At 37.6% G+C, this 16,435-nt stretch carries 16 protein-coding genes; 8 read left to right on the top strand and 8 right to left on the bottom strand.

What is annotated here, in order from left to right; translation table 11 throughout:
- The first annotated feature begins 12 nt into the window (after positions 1 to 12).
- The 4 genes from EG346_RS05565 to EG346_RS05550 all read left to right on the top strand — a co-directional run bounded on the left by EG346_RS05565 (position 13) and on the right by EG346_RS05550 (position 3,069).
- Complete coding sequence (locus EG346_RS05565; protein ID WP_123877251.1) at positions 13 to 813, top strand: CPBP family intramembrane glutamic endopeptidase; 801 nt, start codon at positions 13 to 15, stop codon at positions 811 to 813.
- A gap of 366 nt (positions 814 to 1,179) precedes the next feature.
- The gene (locus EG346_RS05560) at positions 1,180 to 2,151 is read left to right on the top strand and encodes an ion channel (protein WP_123877250.1); all 972 of its coding nucleotides are present in this window, start codon (positions 1,180 to 1,182) and stop codon (positions 2,149 to 2,151) included.
- Complete coding sequence (locus tag EG346_RS05555) at positions 2,152 to 2,640, top strand: YkgJ family cysteine cluster protein (protein ID WP_123877249.1); 489 nt, start codon at positions 2,152 to 2,154, stop codon at positions 2,638 to 2,640.
- Positions 2,641 to 2,754: 114 nt separating this feature from the next.
- Entirely contained in the window at positions 2,755 to 3,069 is a 315-nt protein-coding gene (locus EG346_RS05550) for a hypothetical protein (protein WP_123877248.1), read from the top strand.
- A 230-nt stretch (positions 3,070 to 3,299) separates the two neighbouring features.
- On the opposite strand, the gene gdhA is transcribed toward EG346_RS05550, so the two are convergent.
- The 3 genes from gdhA to EG346_RS05535 all read right to left on the bottom strand — a co-directional run bounded on the left by gdhA (position 3,300) and on the right by EG346_RS05535 (position 6,925).
- Entirely contained in the window at positions 3,300 to 4,658 is a 1,359-nt protein-coding gene (gdhA, locus tag EG346_RS05545) for an NADP-specific glutamate dehydrogenase (RefSeq protein WP_034739395.1), read from the bottom strand.
- 190 nt (positions 4,659 to 4,848) lie between these two features.
- A complete protein-coding gene (dprA, locus tag EG346_RS05540; protein ID WP_123877247.1) occupies positions 4,849 to 5,958 on the bottom strand; it encodes a DNA-processing protein DprA in 1,110 nt (369 codons plus the stop codon).
- Between the two features lie 199 nt (positions 5,959 to 6,157).
- Complete coding sequence (locus EG346_RS05535; protein ID WP_123877246.1) at positions 6,158 to 6,925, bottom strand: rhomboid family intramembrane serine protease; 768 nt, start codon at positions 6,923 to 6,925, stop codon at positions 6,158 to 6,160.
- A 257-nt stretch (positions 6,926 to 7,182) separates the two neighbouring features.
- Between EG346_RS05535 and EG346_RS05530 the strand changes: the two genes are divergently transcribed.
- Complete coding sequence (locus EG346_RS05530; RefSeq protein ID WP_073328089.1) at positions 7,183 to 8,109, top strand: DUF3078 domain-containing protein; 927 nt, start codon at positions 7,183 to 7,185, stop codon at positions 8,107 to 8,109.
- A gap of 234 nt (positions 8,110 to 8,343) precedes the next feature.
- Positions 8,344 to 9,267, top strand: coding sequence for a DUF3078 domain-containing protein (locus EG346_RS05525; RefSeq protein WP_123877245.1), 924 nt, complete (start codon positions 8,344 to 8,346; stop codon positions 9,265 to 9,267).
- Positions 9,268 to 9,338: 71 nt separating this feature from the next.
- On the opposite strand, the gene sufD is transcribed toward EG346_RS05525, so the two are convergent.
- From sufD to EG346_RS05505, 4 genes are all read right to left on the bottom strand, one after another.
- Positions 9,339 to 10,646, bottom strand: a complete 1,308-nt coding sequence (gene sufD, locus EG346_RS05520) for a Fe-S cluster assembly protein SufD (protein WP_181876136.1) — start codon at positions 10,644 to 10,646, stop codon at positions 9,339 to 9,341.
- A 115-nt stretch (positions 10,647 to 10,761) separates the two neighbouring features.
- Entirely contained in the window at positions 10,762 to 11,505 is a 744-nt protein-coding gene (gene sufC, locus EG346_RS05515) for a Fe-S cluster assembly ATPase SufC (protein WP_123877244.1), read from the bottom strand.
- 195 nt (positions 11,506 to 11,700) lie between these two features.
- Positions 11,701 to 13,149: a Fe-S cluster assembly protein SufB gene (gene sufB, locus EG346_RS05510; protein WP_123877243.1), complete on the bottom strand. Its 1,449-nt coding sequence runs from the start codon at positions 13,147 to 13,149 to the stop codon at positions 11,701 to 11,703.
- 81 nt (positions 13,150 to 13,230) lie between these two features.
- Positions 13,231 to 13,560 carry a HesB/IscA family protein gene (locus EG346_RS05505; RefSeq protein ID WP_073336739.1) on the bottom strand — a complete coding sequence of 110 codons (330 nt, stop codon included), beginning with the start codon at positions 13,558 to 13,560 and terminating at the stop codon, positions 13,231 to 13,233.
- A 211-nt stretch (positions 13,561 to 13,771) separates the two neighbouring features.
- Between EG346_RS05505 and EG346_RS05500 the strand changes: the two genes are divergently transcribed.
- On the top strand, positions 13,772 to 14,671 hold the full coding sequence (locus EG346_RS05500) for a GLPGLI family protein (protein ID WP_123877242.1): 900 nt from the start codon (positions 13,772 to 13,774) through the stop codon (positions 14,669 to 14,671).
- 9 nt (positions 14,672 to 14,680) lie between these two features.
- Positions 14,681 to 15,514, top strand: coding sequence for a GLPGLI family protein (locus EG346_RS05495; RefSeq protein ID WP_123877241.1), 834 nt, complete (start codon positions 14,681 to 14,683; stop codon positions 15,512 to 15,514).
- Between the two features lie 55 nt (positions 15,515 to 15,569).
- Here the strand turns inward: EG346_RS05495 and ypfJ are convergent, their stop codons facing one another.
- Positions 15,570 to 16,427, bottom strand: coding sequence for a KPN_02809 family neutral zinc metallopeptidase (gene ypfJ, locus EG346_RS05490; protein ID WP_073336733.1), 858 nt, complete (start codon positions 16,425 to 16,427; stop codon positions 15,570 to 15,572).
- Between the last annotated feature and the right edge of the window lie 8 nt (positions 16,428 to 16,435).

Below are 16,435 nucleotides of genomic sequence, written 5' to 3'. Positions count from 1 at the left end.
CAAACGTAAAATATGAAAAACAGCTTTAAATTATTTCTTATCCCTATATTTTCATATGCTTTGTATTTCTTGGTATCGTATCATTTCGAGGTAGTTATGAAGTTTTTTGATGCATATATCCATTTTCCTTTGCTGTCTTATTTTCTGGTTTACGTTCTGTCTGTGATCCCATTATTGGTTTCTATACGGATCATAGCCGGCGGAAATACTTTGCAGGTGATAGGGTTGACTCCTCGTGGACTGACTAAAGGCATAGGACTTTCATTATTATTTATCCTTCCTATGGCATTATACGGGATATTTTTCAGTAAGCTGAATACTCAGATAGATCCAGCTAATCTTTTTGCCAAAAGTTTTTTGGCAGGATTATTTGAGGAGACAATCTACAGGGCATTTATTTTTGGAATCTTATTCAGGTTTGTCAGATTGGGATTTTTACCTTCTGTGGCTGTTGCTTCATTTATTTTTGCACTCGGGCATCTTTATCAAGGAACACAGGTTATTGATCTTGTTGAAATTTTTACACTTACTTTCCTTGCTTCTATATTATATGCCTGGCTTTATACAGAATGGGATTTCAATCTTTGGATTCCGGTTATCCTTCACTCTTTCATGAACCTAATCTGGATGGTCTTTAATTTTGATGATACGGTGATAGGGTCATGGGGTTCTAATATTTGCAGATTGTTAACGGTTGCCTTCTCTGTTATTTATACAATCCGCTTTAAACTGAAAAATGAAATCCCCCTCTCCGTCAATAGAAAAACTCTTTGGAAATTTAATTCTGGAAAATATATAAATCAAATCAGATAAGGAGATTGTATTCCCTTATAGAATCATCTTCCTTAAAATCAATAATTTCACCTGGAATTTGTTATTAAATTTTATATGATAAAAAATATTTTTGATATGAGAAAAGGAGACCTTTTAGGTTTCCTTTTCCAATATATAAGCCTATTGTTGAAGGGTTTCCTATCATCAAAATTTAGACTTGGTCCTAAATCAGAATAATTCGAATTTAGATCTATGATTATTTTTAAGTTGTGGTAGTGCACTTTATCAAAAGCTTTTGATAAATTTCATGAAAACAATATTTTATCTTTGCAGTATAAATAAGATGATTAGCTAAAGACAAATTTGTTTTTTTAGTGATCCGGACAATTATTAAATGATATAAAAATGGCAAGAGGCTTCAGACAGAAGATCCGTCAGAAAAATACCGAAAACAGTGGTTTCGGAAGCAATGCATCCGGAAGGTTTATTAACAAAGATGGACTTCCGAATGTCAAGCGAAGAGGTGTAAATGTATTCAATAGGCTGAGCTGGTATCACACGATGCTTAACCTGTCGACTTTCCGTTTTCTGTCCTATCTGGTGATCGCGTATATTCTGATTAATCTCGTATTCGCATTGATTTATTACCTCATTGGAGTAGAGCACCTTACCGGAATCGATAAAAGTGATCCTCTCAATGAGTTTATTGATGTGTTTTTCTTCAGCTCACAAACTTTTACTACGGTGGGTTATGGAAGAATTGCGCCGGTAGGATTTACAGCAAGCCTGGTGGCGACATTTGAAGCTTTTCTGGGGTTGCTTACCTTTGCCATTGCAACCGGGCTTTTTTACGGAAGATTTTCACGTCCCAGAGCTTACCTAAGATTTTCGGATATTGCAGTAATAGCGCCGTTTAAAGATTCAAGGGCGCTAATGTTCAGGCTTGCGCCTTTCAAAAATAATGCGTTAACGGATGCTGATGTGATTGTTTCTGCAGCGATTGAAGTGATTGAAAGTGGAGCTCCGAAAAGTAATTTTTATTCCTTAAAGACACACTTAAGCAAAATTAATACGCTGGCACTGAACTGGACGGTGGTGCATGAGATCACAGAAGACTCACCATTTTATGGCTTTTCTGAAGAAGATTTTCAAAATACAGATATTGAAATTATTGTTCAGGTCCGTGCTTTTGATGAAGTCTTTTCCAATACGGTGGTACAGCGATCTTCGTATGTCTCAAAAGAAATTGTTTATGGAGCTAAATTTGTTCCCATGTACTATCCTGATAATAATGATCAGACAACCATTTTGGATCTCGATAAAATTAACGAATATCAAAAAACGGATCTTCCGGCTACGGCTGCAGATCATGAATAAATGAATTTAGACCTCTATAAAAAACAGGCTTTACAGAAGCAGAAAGAACATAAAAAATTTCTGGACGGATTGAAAAAGAAGCCGCCCAAAAACCTTGATTATATAGTTCAGGAAACCCATGAAGAAGTTTTTGATGAAGTAGATTGTCTGCAGTGTGCCAATTGCTGTAAAACAACCGGCCCTTTATACACAGAAAAAGACATTGAACGCATTTCCAAGCACCTGCGTATGAAGCAGGCTGATTTTGAGTCAAAGTTTTTGAGGGTAGATGAAGATAATGATAAGGTACTCCAGAATCTTCCCTGCTTTTTTCTGAATAATGACAATACCTGCTCCATCTATGAAGTAAGGCCGAAAGCCTGTCGCGAGTATCCGCATACTGACCGTAAAAAGATCTATCAGATCAATGATCTTATGCTGAAAAACACTGTTATCTGTCCGGCCGCATTTGAATTCGTGGAAAAAATGATGAAGAATATTTCAAAGTAATACCACTTTGTAAAATCTCTTAAATAATAATAAAGTACGTTAAATAAGACAATTACATATAATTTAATAAAAACTGCGTCGTTTAATTTAAACAACCATTTAAATATTAATAGTATGAAAAAGTTAGTTTTAACAGCAGCGTTTGCTTTAGTCGGTGTAATCGCAGTATCGGCACAAACACAGACAACACCTCAAAAACCAGCCGATACCACTCAAACTCAACAGCAGAATACACCAACGGGCAGCTCTGCAGATGCTCAGAAACAAAATACAACGGCAACTGCCACGGTAGACGGTGCAGCAACTCCTGCCACTACAGCTGATGCTACAGTAACGGTGAATGCTGAAACTACGACAGATGCTGCAAAACCTTCAGAAGCCACCAAAGAAGAAAGAAAAGCCAAGAAAAAATCAAAGTCGCCGAAGTAAATATTGAACAAAGTAGAAAGGGAGTCCTGAGGCATAGTGTCTCAGGATTTTTTGTAATCTTTAAATGAATATACTCGTCCATATTTTTGAATATATCTTTCCTTCTTTAAAAATAAAAAAAGCGCTGTACAGGGACAGCGCTTTCTCCTTTCACTTTTTACTTTTTTCCCATTATCCCGGGAACAGGCTTTATCAAAAAAGGCTGGGAACTTTCCCAACCTTTATTATTTTTATACTACACCCTGAGCTAGCATTGCTTCTGCTACTTTCACGAAGCCGGCAATGTTTGCACCTTTCACGTAGTTTACGTATCCGTTTTCATCTTTACCATAATCTCTGCAAGCCTTGTGAATTCCGATCATGATCTCTTTCAATCTTGCGTCAACTTCTTCAGAAGTCCAGTTAAGACGGATAGAGTTCTGCGTCATCTCAAGACCTGAAGTAGCTACACCTCCGGCATTGGAAGCTTTACCAGGCGAGAATAATATTTTATTATCCAGGAAATAATTGATGGCATCTAAAGTAGATGGCATATTGGCTGCTTCAGTAACGCAAACACATCCGTTTTCTACCAAAACTTTAGCATCTTCAAGATCAAGTTCGTTTTGTGTAGCAGAAGGGAATGCAACATCACATTTAACTTCCCAAGGACGTTTTCCGGCATGGAACTCAGCAGAAGGATATTTTTTCGCATAGTCTTCGGCTCTGTTGTTTCCGGAAGATCTCAGTTCTAATAAATAATCGATTTTTTCTCCGCTGATACCATCTTTATCATAGATGTATCCGTCAGGACCAGAAATCGTTACTACTTTAGCGCCAAGCTCAGTCGCTTTCTTGATCACGCCCCAGGCTACATTTCCGAAACCTGAAACACTTACAATTTTATCTTTGAAAGTTTCATTGATCGTCTTAAGCATCTGCTCTGCGAAGTATACCACACCGTATCCTGTAGCTTCAGGACGGATAAGTGAACCTCCGTAGGCAAGACCTTTTCCTGTAAGTACTCCTGTAAATTCGTTTCTTACTTTTTTGTATTGTCCGAAAAGATATCCGATCTCTCTAGCGCCTACACCAATGTCTCCTGCAGGTACGTCTGTTTCAGGACCGATATGCTTGCATAATTCAGTCATGAAAGCCTGGCAGAAACGCATTACTTCCATATCAGATTTTCCTTGTGGATCGAAATCTGAACCTCCTTTACCTCCGCCCATTGGAAGAGTAGTCAATGAGTTTTTAAATACCTGCTCGAAAGCAAGGAACTTAAGAACTGAAAGGTTTACAGTAGGGTGGAAACGAATTCCTCCTTTGTATGGTCCGATCGCAGAGTTCATCTGGATTCTGAATCCTCTGTTTACCTGGATCTCTCCTTTGTCATCAACCCATGGAACTCTGAAAATTATAACTCTTTCAGGTTCAGCCATTCTCTCTAGAAGCTTCATTCCTGTATATTCCTTTTTGGTCATAATAAACGGAATTACAGTCACAGCTACTTCTTTTACGGCTTGTAAAAATTCTGGTTCATTAGGATTTTTTGCTTCAATCTTGGCAATAAACTCCTGGATTTTCTGGTCAATATTATATTGTTCCATATATTAGGGTTGAATATTATTGTCAACAAATTTAATTTTTTTTTCAAGATTCACAATACTGTATTTCAACATTGCTGAAAATTAAATAATAATGTCCCGAAATATTATTAAATTGATAATTAGTAGTCAAATTTTGTTGAAAATTAAAAGTTACGTCTCAAATAATGCAATATTAAGAAATCGTTAATTATCAAATTGCACTAAATTGCCTCCCGGAAAATGATTTTACTTTCCCCAAAAGCTCTAATTCCAAGATTACAGGAAGAATTTTATAAGAAGGCACTGAAACCATCTGCGCCAGATCATCCAGAGACACCTGAGGATTGGCTTTGATCGACTGATAAATGGATTCTTGATTTTCAGTAAGTTGTATACTTATTTCACTGTAAGGGAACAACTCGGCTACTTTCTCTTTTGAATGATTGAATCCCAATGAATCCACAAGATCTTTTACAGTAGAAATAGCTGCTGCTTTATTCTGAAAAATCAATTGATTACACCCCTGACTGTAAGGATCTGTGATCTTACCCGGCAATGCAAAAACTTCGCGGTTATAATCATTGGCAAAAGCTGCCGTGCTTACAGATCCACCTCCAAATCCGGTCTCAACAACGATGGTTGAGGGAGACATTCCAGCTATAATTCTGTTTCTTTGAATGAAATTTTCGCGGTCGGGCTTTCTGGATGAATTGAATTCGGTGAACAGAGCGCCGCCTTCTTCCAGAATCTTTTCGGAGAGCTTTTTATTTTTGGAAGGATACAGCATATGGAAACCATGAGCCAGCACGGCGACGGTCGGTATTTTATAGTGAATAGATTGTTCATGAACCTCCTTATCTACGCCAAGAGCTAATCCGCTCACTGATATGCATTTGGAGGATGAAGCAGCTTCTAAGAAATCCCAGATAAACTGTTGGCCATAGGAAGTCATATTTCGGGTTCCTACAATGCTGATTTTTTGTAATGAATCGTCAAAATTTCCTTTTTGATAGAGAATTGCAGGGGAGTCATCACATTCGTTGAGCAGATGAGGGAGCTCATTAAAGTATCGAAGCAAAATCCTAATATTGTTTTTTTCACAGAACTGTATTTCTTTTTCGGCAAATTTCAAATAGTCTTCATTTCCGATATCAGAAACTGTTTTTCTGCCGATACCATCTGTTTTAGTATATTCTTTTTTTGCCCTTTTCCAGACTTCCTCCGCAGTTCCAAAGGTTCTTATTAGCTTATGAAAATTAATGTCGCCAATCAGGCTGCATTCGCGCAAAGCGATGGCATAAAGATGTTCTTCGGAGATCATGTGTGTTTTTTGTTCAAATGTAATAAAATAACCTGAGTTGAATATTGTCAGGAAACCTTAAGCTTACATAGGAGATAATTGATTCTCCAATTAATAGTCAGAGGTTTGTTTTTTTTTGTATTACTTCTTTATAAAATTCAGAGATTAAAAATGGACTGGCAACTTTGAACCTTCCTTTCTCTCTGAACTTAAATTTTTTTTACTTTCTTCTTAATTCGTCCAAGTGATCCCAAATGTCATCTCTTTTCTTATAGGGAAGCTCCAGGAAGTCATCAGGATGATTTTCCTTGTATTCCTGCCACAGTTTATCGTCCTTTTCACTATAATAATTGGGAAATTCCCAGATGTATTTTTTCTTTTTTTCCCCGACATTTTTAAAAGCAAAAGCAATAATGCTTCCCACAACAGCTCCGGAAAGATGGGCTTGCCAGGAAATTTTACTCGGTTCCTGAAGATTATAGAATAATTCCTCCGGAAACATCCCCCAGATCAAACTCCCATAGTATAAAACGACAAGAAGAGATATCGTAAGCAGCTTCATGTTCCATTTGAAGACGCCACTGAAAAAAAGGAAGAAAGCAAGGACGTACACCACTCCGCTGGCCCCAATGGTGCAGGTATACATATAATCGCCTGTAAGGATATCTATTGGAGGCAACATCCATACAAGAAGTCCAGTAGCCAACCAGCCGATCATAAAGACCTTATTGGCAACGAGCGGATAGAACTGATAGAGAAGAAAAAGTAGAACGGCTACCGGAATAGAGTTTCCTATAATATGATCAATATTTCCATGCAGAAGGGGAGCCGTGATGATGCCCAGCAAGCCTTCCGGTAATAGCGGTATAATGGCCCCAAAACAGCTTTGGAAAAAGCCCTGCATCTGCAGAAAGTAGCCGGACCACATCGCAGAAAGCATCAGCAATGGAGTTAAAACAGCTCTTTTGGAAATTATATTTTTAAACATGTGGAGGGTACGTCAAATCAAAAGCCAATGATCAATTTCGGAAAATTTGTCGATGTATAATGATCAGGACCCTTTATTTTGAGACAAAAGGTTCCAATTTTAAAGTACAGAACTTAATATTTTGACATTGAATGTATTAAACTGGCTTGTTTTTGGTTGTCTGAAATGAATTTTGCTTATTTAAAGGTTTTTATAACCCTGAATTTGCTTTAAAAAAAATTATATTAATATTTTTGTAATGAAAATCATGTAAAATAATGAAGAAGTTTTTATTGATTCTTTCCTTTTCTATGGGGATTTATGCAAGTGCACAAGAAGAATTGAAAAAAGATTCAGTAGTCGTGGATACGGTAAAATACTGGTCGGTATTAGGAAAAAACAGTTTAATGATCAATCAGGCAGCCTTTTCAAACTGGGCTGGCGGGGGAGCCAACAATGTAGGATGGCTTGCCGGAGTGAATTACAATATCACCTATGAAAAAGACAATGACCTCTGGGAAAATATTATTGCAATAGATTACGGGCAGAATGATACGAAAGGTCTTGGGGTAAGGAAAACACAGGATGTTATCAATATTTCTACCAATTATGGGCGAAAATTTTCTCAAAGCTGGTATTTCTCTCTAGGGGCTGGTTTACAGTCACAGTTTGCTGCCGGATATGAAGATGGAAATAATCCTGCGGCAAAAAAAACATCCAATTTTATGGCTCCTGGTTATCTTAACCTCGGGATGGGGATCACGTACAGGCCCAACGATAATCTGACGGTGACTCTGCGTCCTACCAACGCCAGATGGACCTTTGTTCTGGATAAAGAACTTCAGTTTGCAGGAAGCTACGGATTGAAAAGTGATGGTGATACTTCCTTGTTACAGTTCGGTTTTCTGGGAACGGCGCTGTATAAAGTAAAATTGATGGAGAATGTTCATATCACCAATACGGCCTCTGTTTTTTCCAATTATCTGGATCATCCTGAAAGACTCGTTCTTGCGTATGGAGCGGCTGTGAATTTTAAAGTCAATAAATTTATTTCATCCAATATAACATTAGATCTTCTTTATGATCATAATCAGGTCCAGAAAACTCAGCTTAAGCAGACCCTTGGGATAGGATTTGCCTATATACTGAATAATGGTGTAAAGCGTTCTGACCGGAAAGACAGTCAATGGTGGATAAAAAAATAGATTACAGTTTGTAATTCCAATATAAAAGCACTTCAGTATGAGGTGCTTTTTTAGTTGCCTAACGATAAAATATTTTAAGTTTTCATAAGTTCATTTTACTCTTTTTATTGCTTTTTTTGAGAGTAACTTATCTATTTTTAATGCATTAAATAATGATTTTAATATTTCAAAGAGAGGTGATTATTTTTTTAACAAAAATTATATGTATATTTTTGTAACGAAAAATCCTTACTTATGAAAAAACTTTTATTGGCCGCTTCCATATCTTTTGGAATAAGCACAATAGCTCAGGAAGTCAAACCCGATGCTGCTACAACAGATACTGTAAAAGCATGGTCTATCCAGGGACAAAATACATTAATGCTCAACCAGGCTGCCTTTTCAAACTGGGTAGGAGGAGGAGCCAATAATGTAGGCTGGCTTGCCGGGGTTAACTATAACCTTACTTATGAAAAAGGCAAAGACCTTTGGGAAAACATCATTATTCTGGGCTATGGGCAAAACAATACAAAAGGTATAGGAACCAGAAAAACGCAGGATGTAATCAATCTGTCAACCAATTATGGAAGGGAATTTGCCAAAAACTGGTATATTTCGGGAGGCATCGGTCTTCAGACACAGTTTGCAGGAGGGTATGAAGATGGAAATAATCCTGATGCCAAAAAGATCTCTAATTTTATGGCTCCTGGATACCTTAATATGGGTGCCGGTGTTACTTACCGTCCCAATGACAACTTTACATTAACGCTTCGCCCTGCCAATGCGAGATGGACTTTTGTTCTGGATGAAGATCTTCAGACAGCAGGAACGTACGGACTTAAAAACGATGGTGATTCTTCTCTTTTTCAGTTCGGTTTTCTTGGAACAGCCATTTACAAGATCAAAATTATGGAGAATATCAATCTGACCAATACAGCTTCTGTATTTTCAAACTATCTTGACCATCCTGACAGACTGGTCCTTGGATACAGTGGAATCCTTAATATGAAGATCAATAAGTTTATTTCAACCAATATTACACTGGATCTTTTGTATGACCACAACCAGATTCAGAAAACACAGCTTAAACAGACGTTAGGCGTAGGATTCGCCTATAATATAGACAATGGGAAGAAACGTTCTGATAGGAAAGATAATCAGTCCTGGATGAAGAAATAATTCGGAACCAGAGATCAGTAAAAAAGCACTTCAATTAGAAGTGCTTTTTTTGGTATCAATTTATATAAGTCTTAAAACTCTAAATCCACTTTCAGCTTTTCAGCCAGAAGTTTCGAAATTTTTTCTTTAAGCGGCTCAATGTCAATGTTCTGCATGGCATCATTGGCAAAAGCATATAAAAGCAATGCCTGAGCTTCTTTCTTGGAAATTCCTCTTGCTCTCAGATAGAAAAGCGCATCTTCATTCAGCTGACCTACAGTACATCCGTGAGAACATTTTACGTCATCTGCAAAGATCTCCAACTGAGGTTTGGTATCAATGGAAGCCCCCTCGCTTAATAGAACGTTATTGTTCTGCTGGTAGGCATTTGTTTTCTGAGCCAATTTATCTACGAATACTTTTCCATTGAAAACGCCGTGGGCATTTCCGTCGAAAATACCTTTATAGTTCTGGTAGCTTTCACAGTTCGGGAAATTGTGGTGAACTGCTGTATGGTGATCCACCAACTGGTCTTTTCCAATAATAGTGATTCCGTTCATAAACGAATTAATATTGCTTCCGTTATGAATGAAATCCAGATTGTTTCTTACCAGCTTTCCTCCGAAAGTGAATGTGTTCACCGTCGTTAAGCTGTCTTTTTCCTGTCTTGCAAACGTACTGTCAATAAGATATGACGTATTGTTGTCATTCTGAAGTTTATGCCAGTCAGCTTTTGCATTGGGATAGGTAAAGATCTCTGTCACAGAATTAGTCAGCACATAAGTACTGTCAAAATTGTGGTGACTTTCGATAACCTCTACTTTGGCTCCCTCTTCTACAATCAGTAAGTTTCTTGTATTGTAGAATGTATTTTCTTCCTGATTTTGAGAAATATAAAAAATGTGGATCGGTTTTTCGATCACTACATTTTTAGGAACTTTCAAAAAGAAACCATATTTGCAGTACGCAAGGTTTAGGTTGGTGAAAGCCGTATCTTTAGAAGCAATCGTATTAAAATACTGATCAAATACTTCTTTATGTTTCCCGTCATTCAATGCATAATTGAACGAAAGAAATTCTACGTTCTCAATAGAAACTTTTGAAAGTTCTTTATGAAGTTTACCGTTTACAAAAACGATCCAGTCAAAATTTTCTTCACCTAAATGCAGCTGATCCAGCTGTTCTCTGGTAATATTGTGACTTTCCTTAGGGAAAAAATTGTAATTTTTCTCTGTGATCTCTTTTACGTTGGTATATTTATATTCTTCGTCTTTCTTAGTCGGAAAACCTAAGTTTTCGAAATTTTGAAGAGCAGATTTTCTCTCTCCATCCAGAAATCTGTGATGAAGACTCTCCAAAAATTCACCGTGATTGTCAATAATCTGATCGTATAAAGCCATTACTGATATTTCGGCCATCACACCTTATTTTATATATTTAAAAATAATATTATGTATTGCGGGTTTTCCGCATCTTCAGAAAGGATTGATAAAATCCAGGCTGAAAAATTTCTTCTTAGTTAAGAAGCCAGTCGTACCCTTTTTCTTCAAGTTCCAGAGCAAGAGATTTATCACCGGTTTTGATGATTTTTCCATTGGCAAGAACGTGAACAAAATCAGGCTGAATGTAGTTAAGCAATCTTTGATAGTGAGTAATCAAAAGAACTGCATTTCCTTCATTTTTAAAGTGGTTGACACCATCCGCAACAATTCTTAAGGCATCAATATCAAGACCTGAATCTGTTTCATCCAGGATGGCCAGTTTCGGATTAAGCATCATCATCTGGAAGATCTCGTTTCTTTTCTTTTCACCTCCGGAGAATCCTTCGTTAAGTGATCTTGAAAGAAAATCTTTTTTTATACCCAATTGCTCAGACTTTTCGCGGATCATCGCAAGCATTTCTTTTGCCGGCATTTCTGATAGTCCGTTTGCTTTTCTTGTTTCGTTTAAAGCAGCTTTAATAAAGTTGGTTACAGAAACTCCCGGAATTTCCACAGGATACTGGAAAGAAAGGAAAATCCCTTTGTGTGCTCTTTCTTCAGGAGCATCTTCGCTGATGTTTTCTCCCTGAAAAAGTATTTCTCCGTCCGTTACTTCATAATCTTCTTTTCCTGCAATCACAGAAGAAAGAGTAGATTTTCCAGCTCCGTTCGGTCCCATGATAGCATGAACTTCGCCCGGCTTTATTTCAAGATTAATACCTTTTAAAATTTCTGCGCCGTCTTCAATTTGGGCGTGCAAGTTTTTGATTTCTAACATAGTTTTAATATGATAATTTGGCCATCAGATAATTTTAAAATTATTGACTGCCGCCTTTTTCGATGTTATATGATTTATTTTTGCTGGTTTGATTTACAAACCCCTTTTCTTAAATGAATTCCGGATAATTTTCCTGCCAATCAAAAGCTCTCCACAACTCTCATTTTCAGGTTTTCAAATTACCGTCATTATCAATTATCCTACAGATCCCTCCAGAGAGATCTCTAATAATTTTTGAGCTTCAATAGCAAATTCCATTGGAAGTTTATTCAATACTTCTTTACTGAAACCGTTCACGATCAAAGCAATTGCTTTTTCCGTATTAATTCCTCTCTGGTTACAGTAGAAGATCTGATCTTCCCCGATTTTTGAAGTCGTAGCTTCGTGTTCTAGCTGGGCAGTAGGATCTTTGATTTCGATATAAGGGAAAGTATGCGCACCGCACTCATTACCCATCAATAAAGAGTCACACTGTGAAAAGTTTCTTGCTCCCTTTGCAGAAGGCATTACTTTTACCAGACCTCTGTATGAGTTTTGAGATTTTCCTGCGGAGATCCCTTTCGAAATAATCGTTGATCTGGTATTCTTTCCGATGTGGATCATTTTCGTTCCTGTATCGGCATACTGGTGATTGTTGGTCACCGCGATAGAGTAGAACTCACCTATGGATCCGTCACCTTTTAAAATACAAGAAGGATATTTCCACGTTACAGCAGAACCTGTTTCAACCTGGGTCCAAGAAATTTTTGCTTTTGCTTCACACAATCCTCTTTTGGTTACAAAATTGAAAACACCTCCTTTTCCTTCTTCATTTCCGGGATACCAGTTCTGAACGGTTGAGTATTTGATCTCAGCACTATCCATGGCAATCAGCTCTACAACGGCTGCATGAAGTTGGTTTTCATCTCTTGAAGGGGCCGTACATCCTTCAAGGTAAGATACATAACTTCCCTCGTCAGCAATGACAAGTGTTCTTTCAAACTGACCTGTTCCTGCCTGGTTGATACGGAAGTACGTAGAAAGTTCCATCGGACATCTTACGCCTTTTGGAATATAGCAGAAACTTCCGTCAGAGAATACTGCGGAATTTAATGCTGAATAAAAATTATCTCCTCTCGGAACTACTTTTCCAAGGTATTTTCTTACCAAATCAGGATGGTTTTTGATAGCTTCCGAAATAGAACAGAAAATAATTCCTTTTTCCATTAAGGTATCCTGAAAAGTGGTTTTTACAGAGACAGAGTCTATTACAATGTCTACGGCAACTCCTGAAAGTCTTTTTTGTTCCTCAATATTGATTCCTAATTTTGCAAAAGTCTTCAATAGTTCAGGATCTACCTCATCAAGACTGTCCAGTTCAGGTCTTGCTTTTGGTGCAGCGTAATAACGGATCGCTTGAAAATCTGGCTTTTCATATTTAATGTTTGCCCACTCAGGTTCTTTCATTTTAAGCCAGATTCTGAAAGATTCCAGTCGCCATTCCGTCATCCATTCAGGCTCCTCTTTCTTTGCAGAAATAGCACGAACGATGTCCTCGTTTAATCCGATTGGGAAATCTTCATAATCGATCTTCGTTTCCCACCCGAATTCATATTTTTTATTTTCAAGATCAACTCTTAGGTCGTCTTCAGTATATTTACTCATTTTAATAGATTTTAGACGTTAGTTCTTAAGATGTTAGTATAGGCAATGTGCTGACTTCTAACCTCGGGTTCTAACTTCTAATTATAAAGAAAAACTCTCTCCACAACCACACGTTCTGGATGCATTAGGATTGTTGAAAACAAACCCCTTTCCGTTTAATCCTCCTGAATATTCAAGGATTGTTCCTGCTAAATAAAGGATAGACTTTTTCTCAACAATAATTTTCACACCATTGTCTTCAAAAACTTGATCTGTGTCTGTCTTTTGATTGTCAAATCCCAAAACATACTCTAAACCAGAACATCCTCCACTTTTTACCCCTACTCTTATATAATCTTCAGCAGGGTTGAAGCCATCTTCCGACATAAGTTGGATGGCTTTTGCCTTTGCTTGGTCTGATACTTTTATCATTGTATTTATTTAGAATGATTTAATGATGCAAAAATACGAACTAATTTCCGCAATCTCAAATTGATGGTGTCTATTTTAACGATTTTACCCATAAGCAAAGATTCCGGTGTTAAAAATAACATAATTTCTCTTTTGCAAATAGGATGATTCTGTTTTTGATTTAACTTTGAATGTGATCTTTTATCCAAAGAATAATTATTAAAGAGTAATAATGAAAATAAAATTACTGGCCTTTTTCTCCCTGTTTGTAACGATAGTTGCGCAAGGGCAAACCACGAGATATATTTATGAAACTTCGGTGAATCCGGATTCAATTAATCTGGTGACCCTGAAGAGTGAAAAAACTTTTTTGGATATCAAAGGCGATAAATCTTTATTTATCAGCGAAAATAAACTGATTAGGGACTCTTTATTTACTGTTTTTAAGCCAGATGATAAAGAAAATCATAAAAAAGAAGACCGGAAATTGGTAAAACCGGACATGAAAAAGCAACCTGAACCCACTTTTTTTGAATATTATATCACTAAAAATATTTCAGGGCGAAAGGTTTACTATCATGATAAAGTGATGGGGAAGCAAATTTACTATCAGGAAGATAGACCTTTACAATGGGAAATTACAGAGGTGAAAGAAAATCAGAACGGATATCCTGCCCAAAAAGCGGTTGCCGGTTTTGGCGGTAGAGTCTGGACAGCATGGTTTACCAAAGATATTGCTATTTCCGATGGACCGTATAAATTTTATGGACTTCCAGGATTGATCGTAAAACTGGAAGATGATAAAGGAGATTATAAATTTGATCTCGTGAAAAAAATAAAAATTCAAAATTCTTACGAGGAACAGGCGAGTCCTGATGCAAAAGAAAGCACAAGATTGAGTTTCAGAGGAGATCAGGCTGCCATAGAGCTTGAAGCAGGTAGAAAAAAAAGACTGCCAACAGGGGCTGAAAAAGGAGGAATGAATCCGGGAGGTGGAAGACATGGAGGAGGAATGCGAGGCGGTGGAATGGGTGGAAATGGAATGGACGGTGGGAGAGGAATGCCGGATTCCGGTTTTAGTACGGCTACTCCTCAAAACAACATAAGTCAAAATCCAATTGAATTAAAATAAAAATCCAAAATGAAAAAAATAGGCATCATTGCTTTTGCACTGTTTATGCAGCATATTTCTGCACAGAACAACAGGTTTGTGTATCAGGTTACCATGAAACCTAATGCGGAAAATAAATCCGAGATTAAAACTGAAAATGCCTATCTGGATATTTCAGCAGAGAAGTCGCTTTTTTATTCTGAAAACAGATTTAAAAGAGATTCTACATTGCAGAAAGCTTTTCAGGGCGGCGCTGGCAGAGCTTCGATCAACAGGGAACAGATGGAAGCATTCAGGTCCAATATCAATTATTCTGTAGAGAAAGATAAATCAACCCAGAAAATATCTTACAAAGATAGAATAGGAAGAGATGTTTATGTGTACGAAGAAGACCGTCCTCTAAACTGGAAAATGTCTTCTGAAACCATGAAAATAGAGGAATATAAAGTTCAGAAAGCCACCACCGATTTTGCAGGAAGAAAATGGACGGCTTGGTTTACCACAGATCTACCTTATCAGGATGGACCCTATAAATTTGGAGGACTTCCCGGACTGATTGTTAAAGTGGAAGATGATAAAGGAGAATATTCTTTTGATCTGATGAAGAATTATAAAATTGCTGAAATTCCCGCTTTGAACCAGTTTGGAAATGTGCTAAAAGTAAAAAGGACAGATTATCTGAAACAGCAGGAAAAATATAAAACAGATCCAATGTCATTCATGCAGGGCGGCGGTGGAGGTTTTCCCGCACCACCCAGAGCTTCTGGTGGAGGAAACCAGAATCCTGCAGATATGAGAAAGAGAGTAGAAGAAAGAGTAAAAGAGGAAGCCAAAAGAAACAGCAACCCAATTGAATTGCAATAAAAAATTAACCCTGAAGAATTTCTCTTCAGGGTTCTTTAATTGTATAAAAAAGGGATTATTTTAAAAGCTGGTTGAAAGTGTCTCCCTGCTTAATGTCTCCCGTATTGTAACCTTTCATAAACCATTCTTTACGCTGTGCTGAAGAGCCGTGGGTAAAACTTTCCTGGTTGACGTAGCCCTGAGATCTTTTTTGGATATTATCATCACCTACCGCCTGAGCTGCATCTATAGCAGATTGTATATCGCCCGGCTCCAGAATACCTTTTGTGTCATTCGTTCTTTTTGCCCATACCCCGGCATAAAAATCTGCCTGAAGTTCAGTGGCCACAGAAACTCTGTTCATTTCTTCTTCAGAATATTTTCCGCTTCTTCTTAATGCATCTACTTTTTGGGTAGTTCCGAGAAGAGTTTGTACATGATGTCCAACTTCATGGGCTAAAACATAGGCAACGGTAAATTCTGTCACCTTGGCTCCGAACTTTTGCTGCAATTCATTGAAAAAGCTCATATCCATATAGACCTTTTGGTCGGCAGGGCAGTAGAAAGGTCCCATTGCAGACTGAGCTATTCCGCACCCAGACTCTGTTGTATCTTCAAAAAGAACAATTGCAGGCTCGGTGTATCTCATACCGTTTTCTTTAAAAATCTGGTCCCAGGTAATCATATTCCATTTACCCATCATGTCCACCATTTCTCCAATTTTATTCTCTTCTGCTGTAAGTTCACGTTTTTGGCCGTTTCCTGAAGATTGTACGCTGCCGGAGTTCAGAATGCCGGAAGGATCACCTCCTAAAAAGAAAATAATCGCTGCTATAATCAAAGTTCCTAGCCCTCCACCTACAACCATACCTCCGCTGCCACCAGAACCACGGCGGTCCTCAACGTTCCCGCCTCTATCGTCTGTCCATTTCATAATATAAA

Origin of the sequence: Chryseobacterium carnipullorum, assembly GCF_003815695.1 — a bacterium.
GTDB lineage: Bacteria > Bacteroidota > Bacteroidia > Flavobacteriales > Weeksellaceae > Chryseobacterium > Chryseobacterium carnipullorum.
The sequence above is the reverse complement of the archived record's forward strand: the minus strand, read 5'-3'. Positions and strand labels throughout refer to the sequence as shown.

Coding starts and splice junctions, on each gene's coding strand:
- EG346_RS05565 (WP_123877251.1), top strand. CDS start 13: ATGAAAAACAGCTTTAAATTATTTCTTATCCCTATATTTTCATATGCT.
- EG346_RS05555 (WP_123877249.1), top strand. CDS start 2,152: ATGAATTTAGACCTCTATAAAAAACAGGCTTTACAGAAGCAGAAAGAA.
- sufC (WP_123877244.1), bottom strand. CDS start 11,505: ATGTTAGAAATCAAAAACTTGCACGCCCAAATTGAAGACGGCGCAGAA.
- ypfJ (WP_073336733.1), bottom strand. CDS start 16,427: ATGAAATGGACAGACGATAGAGGCGGGAACGTTGAGGACCGCCGTGGT.
- EG346_RS05495 (WP_123877241.1), top strand. CDS start 14,681: ATGAAAAAAATAGGCATCATTGCTTTTGCACTGTTTATGCAGCATATT.
- sufD (WP_181876136.1), bottom strand. CDS start 10,646: ATGGCTTTATACGATCAGATTATTGACAATCACGGTGAATTTTTGGAG.
- EG346_RS05550 (WP_123877248.1), top strand. CDS start 2,755: ATGAAAAAGTTAGTTTTAACAGCAGCGTTTGCTTTAGTCGGTGTAATC.
- EG346_RS05560 (WP_123877250.1), top strand. CDS start 1,180: ATGGCAAGAGGCTTCAGACAGAAGATCCGTCAGAAAAATACCGAAAAC.
- EG346_RS05535 (WP_123877246.1), bottom strand. CDS start 6,925: ATGTTTAAAAATATAATTTCCAAAAGAGCTGTTTTAACTCCATTGCTG.
- EG346_RS05525 (WP_123877245.1), top strand. CDS start 8,344: ATGAAAAAACTTTTATTGGCCGCTTCCATATCTTTTGGAATAAGCACA.
- dprA (WP_123877247.1), bottom strand. CDS start 5,958: ATGATCTCCGAAGAACATCTTTATGCCATCGCTTTGCGCGAATGCAGC.
- EG346_RS05505 (WP_073336739.1), bottom strand. CDS start 13,560: ATGATAAAAGTATCAGACCAAGCAAAGGCAAAAGCCATCCAACTTATG.
- sufB (WP_123877243.1), bottom strand. CDS start 13,149: ATGAGTAAATATACTGAAGACGACCTAAGAGTTGATCTTGAAAATAAA.
- gdhA (WP_034739395.1), bottom strand. CDS start 4,658: ATGGAACAATATAATATTGACCAGAAAATCCAGGAGTTTATTGCCAAG.
- EG346_RS05500 (WP_123877242.1), top strand. CDS start 13,772: ATGAAAATAAAATTACTGGCCTTTTTCTCCCTGTTTGTAACGATAGTT.
- EG346_RS05530 (WP_073328089.1), top strand. CDS start 7,183: ATGAAGAAGTTTTTATTGATTCTTTCCTTTTCTATGGGGATTTATGCA.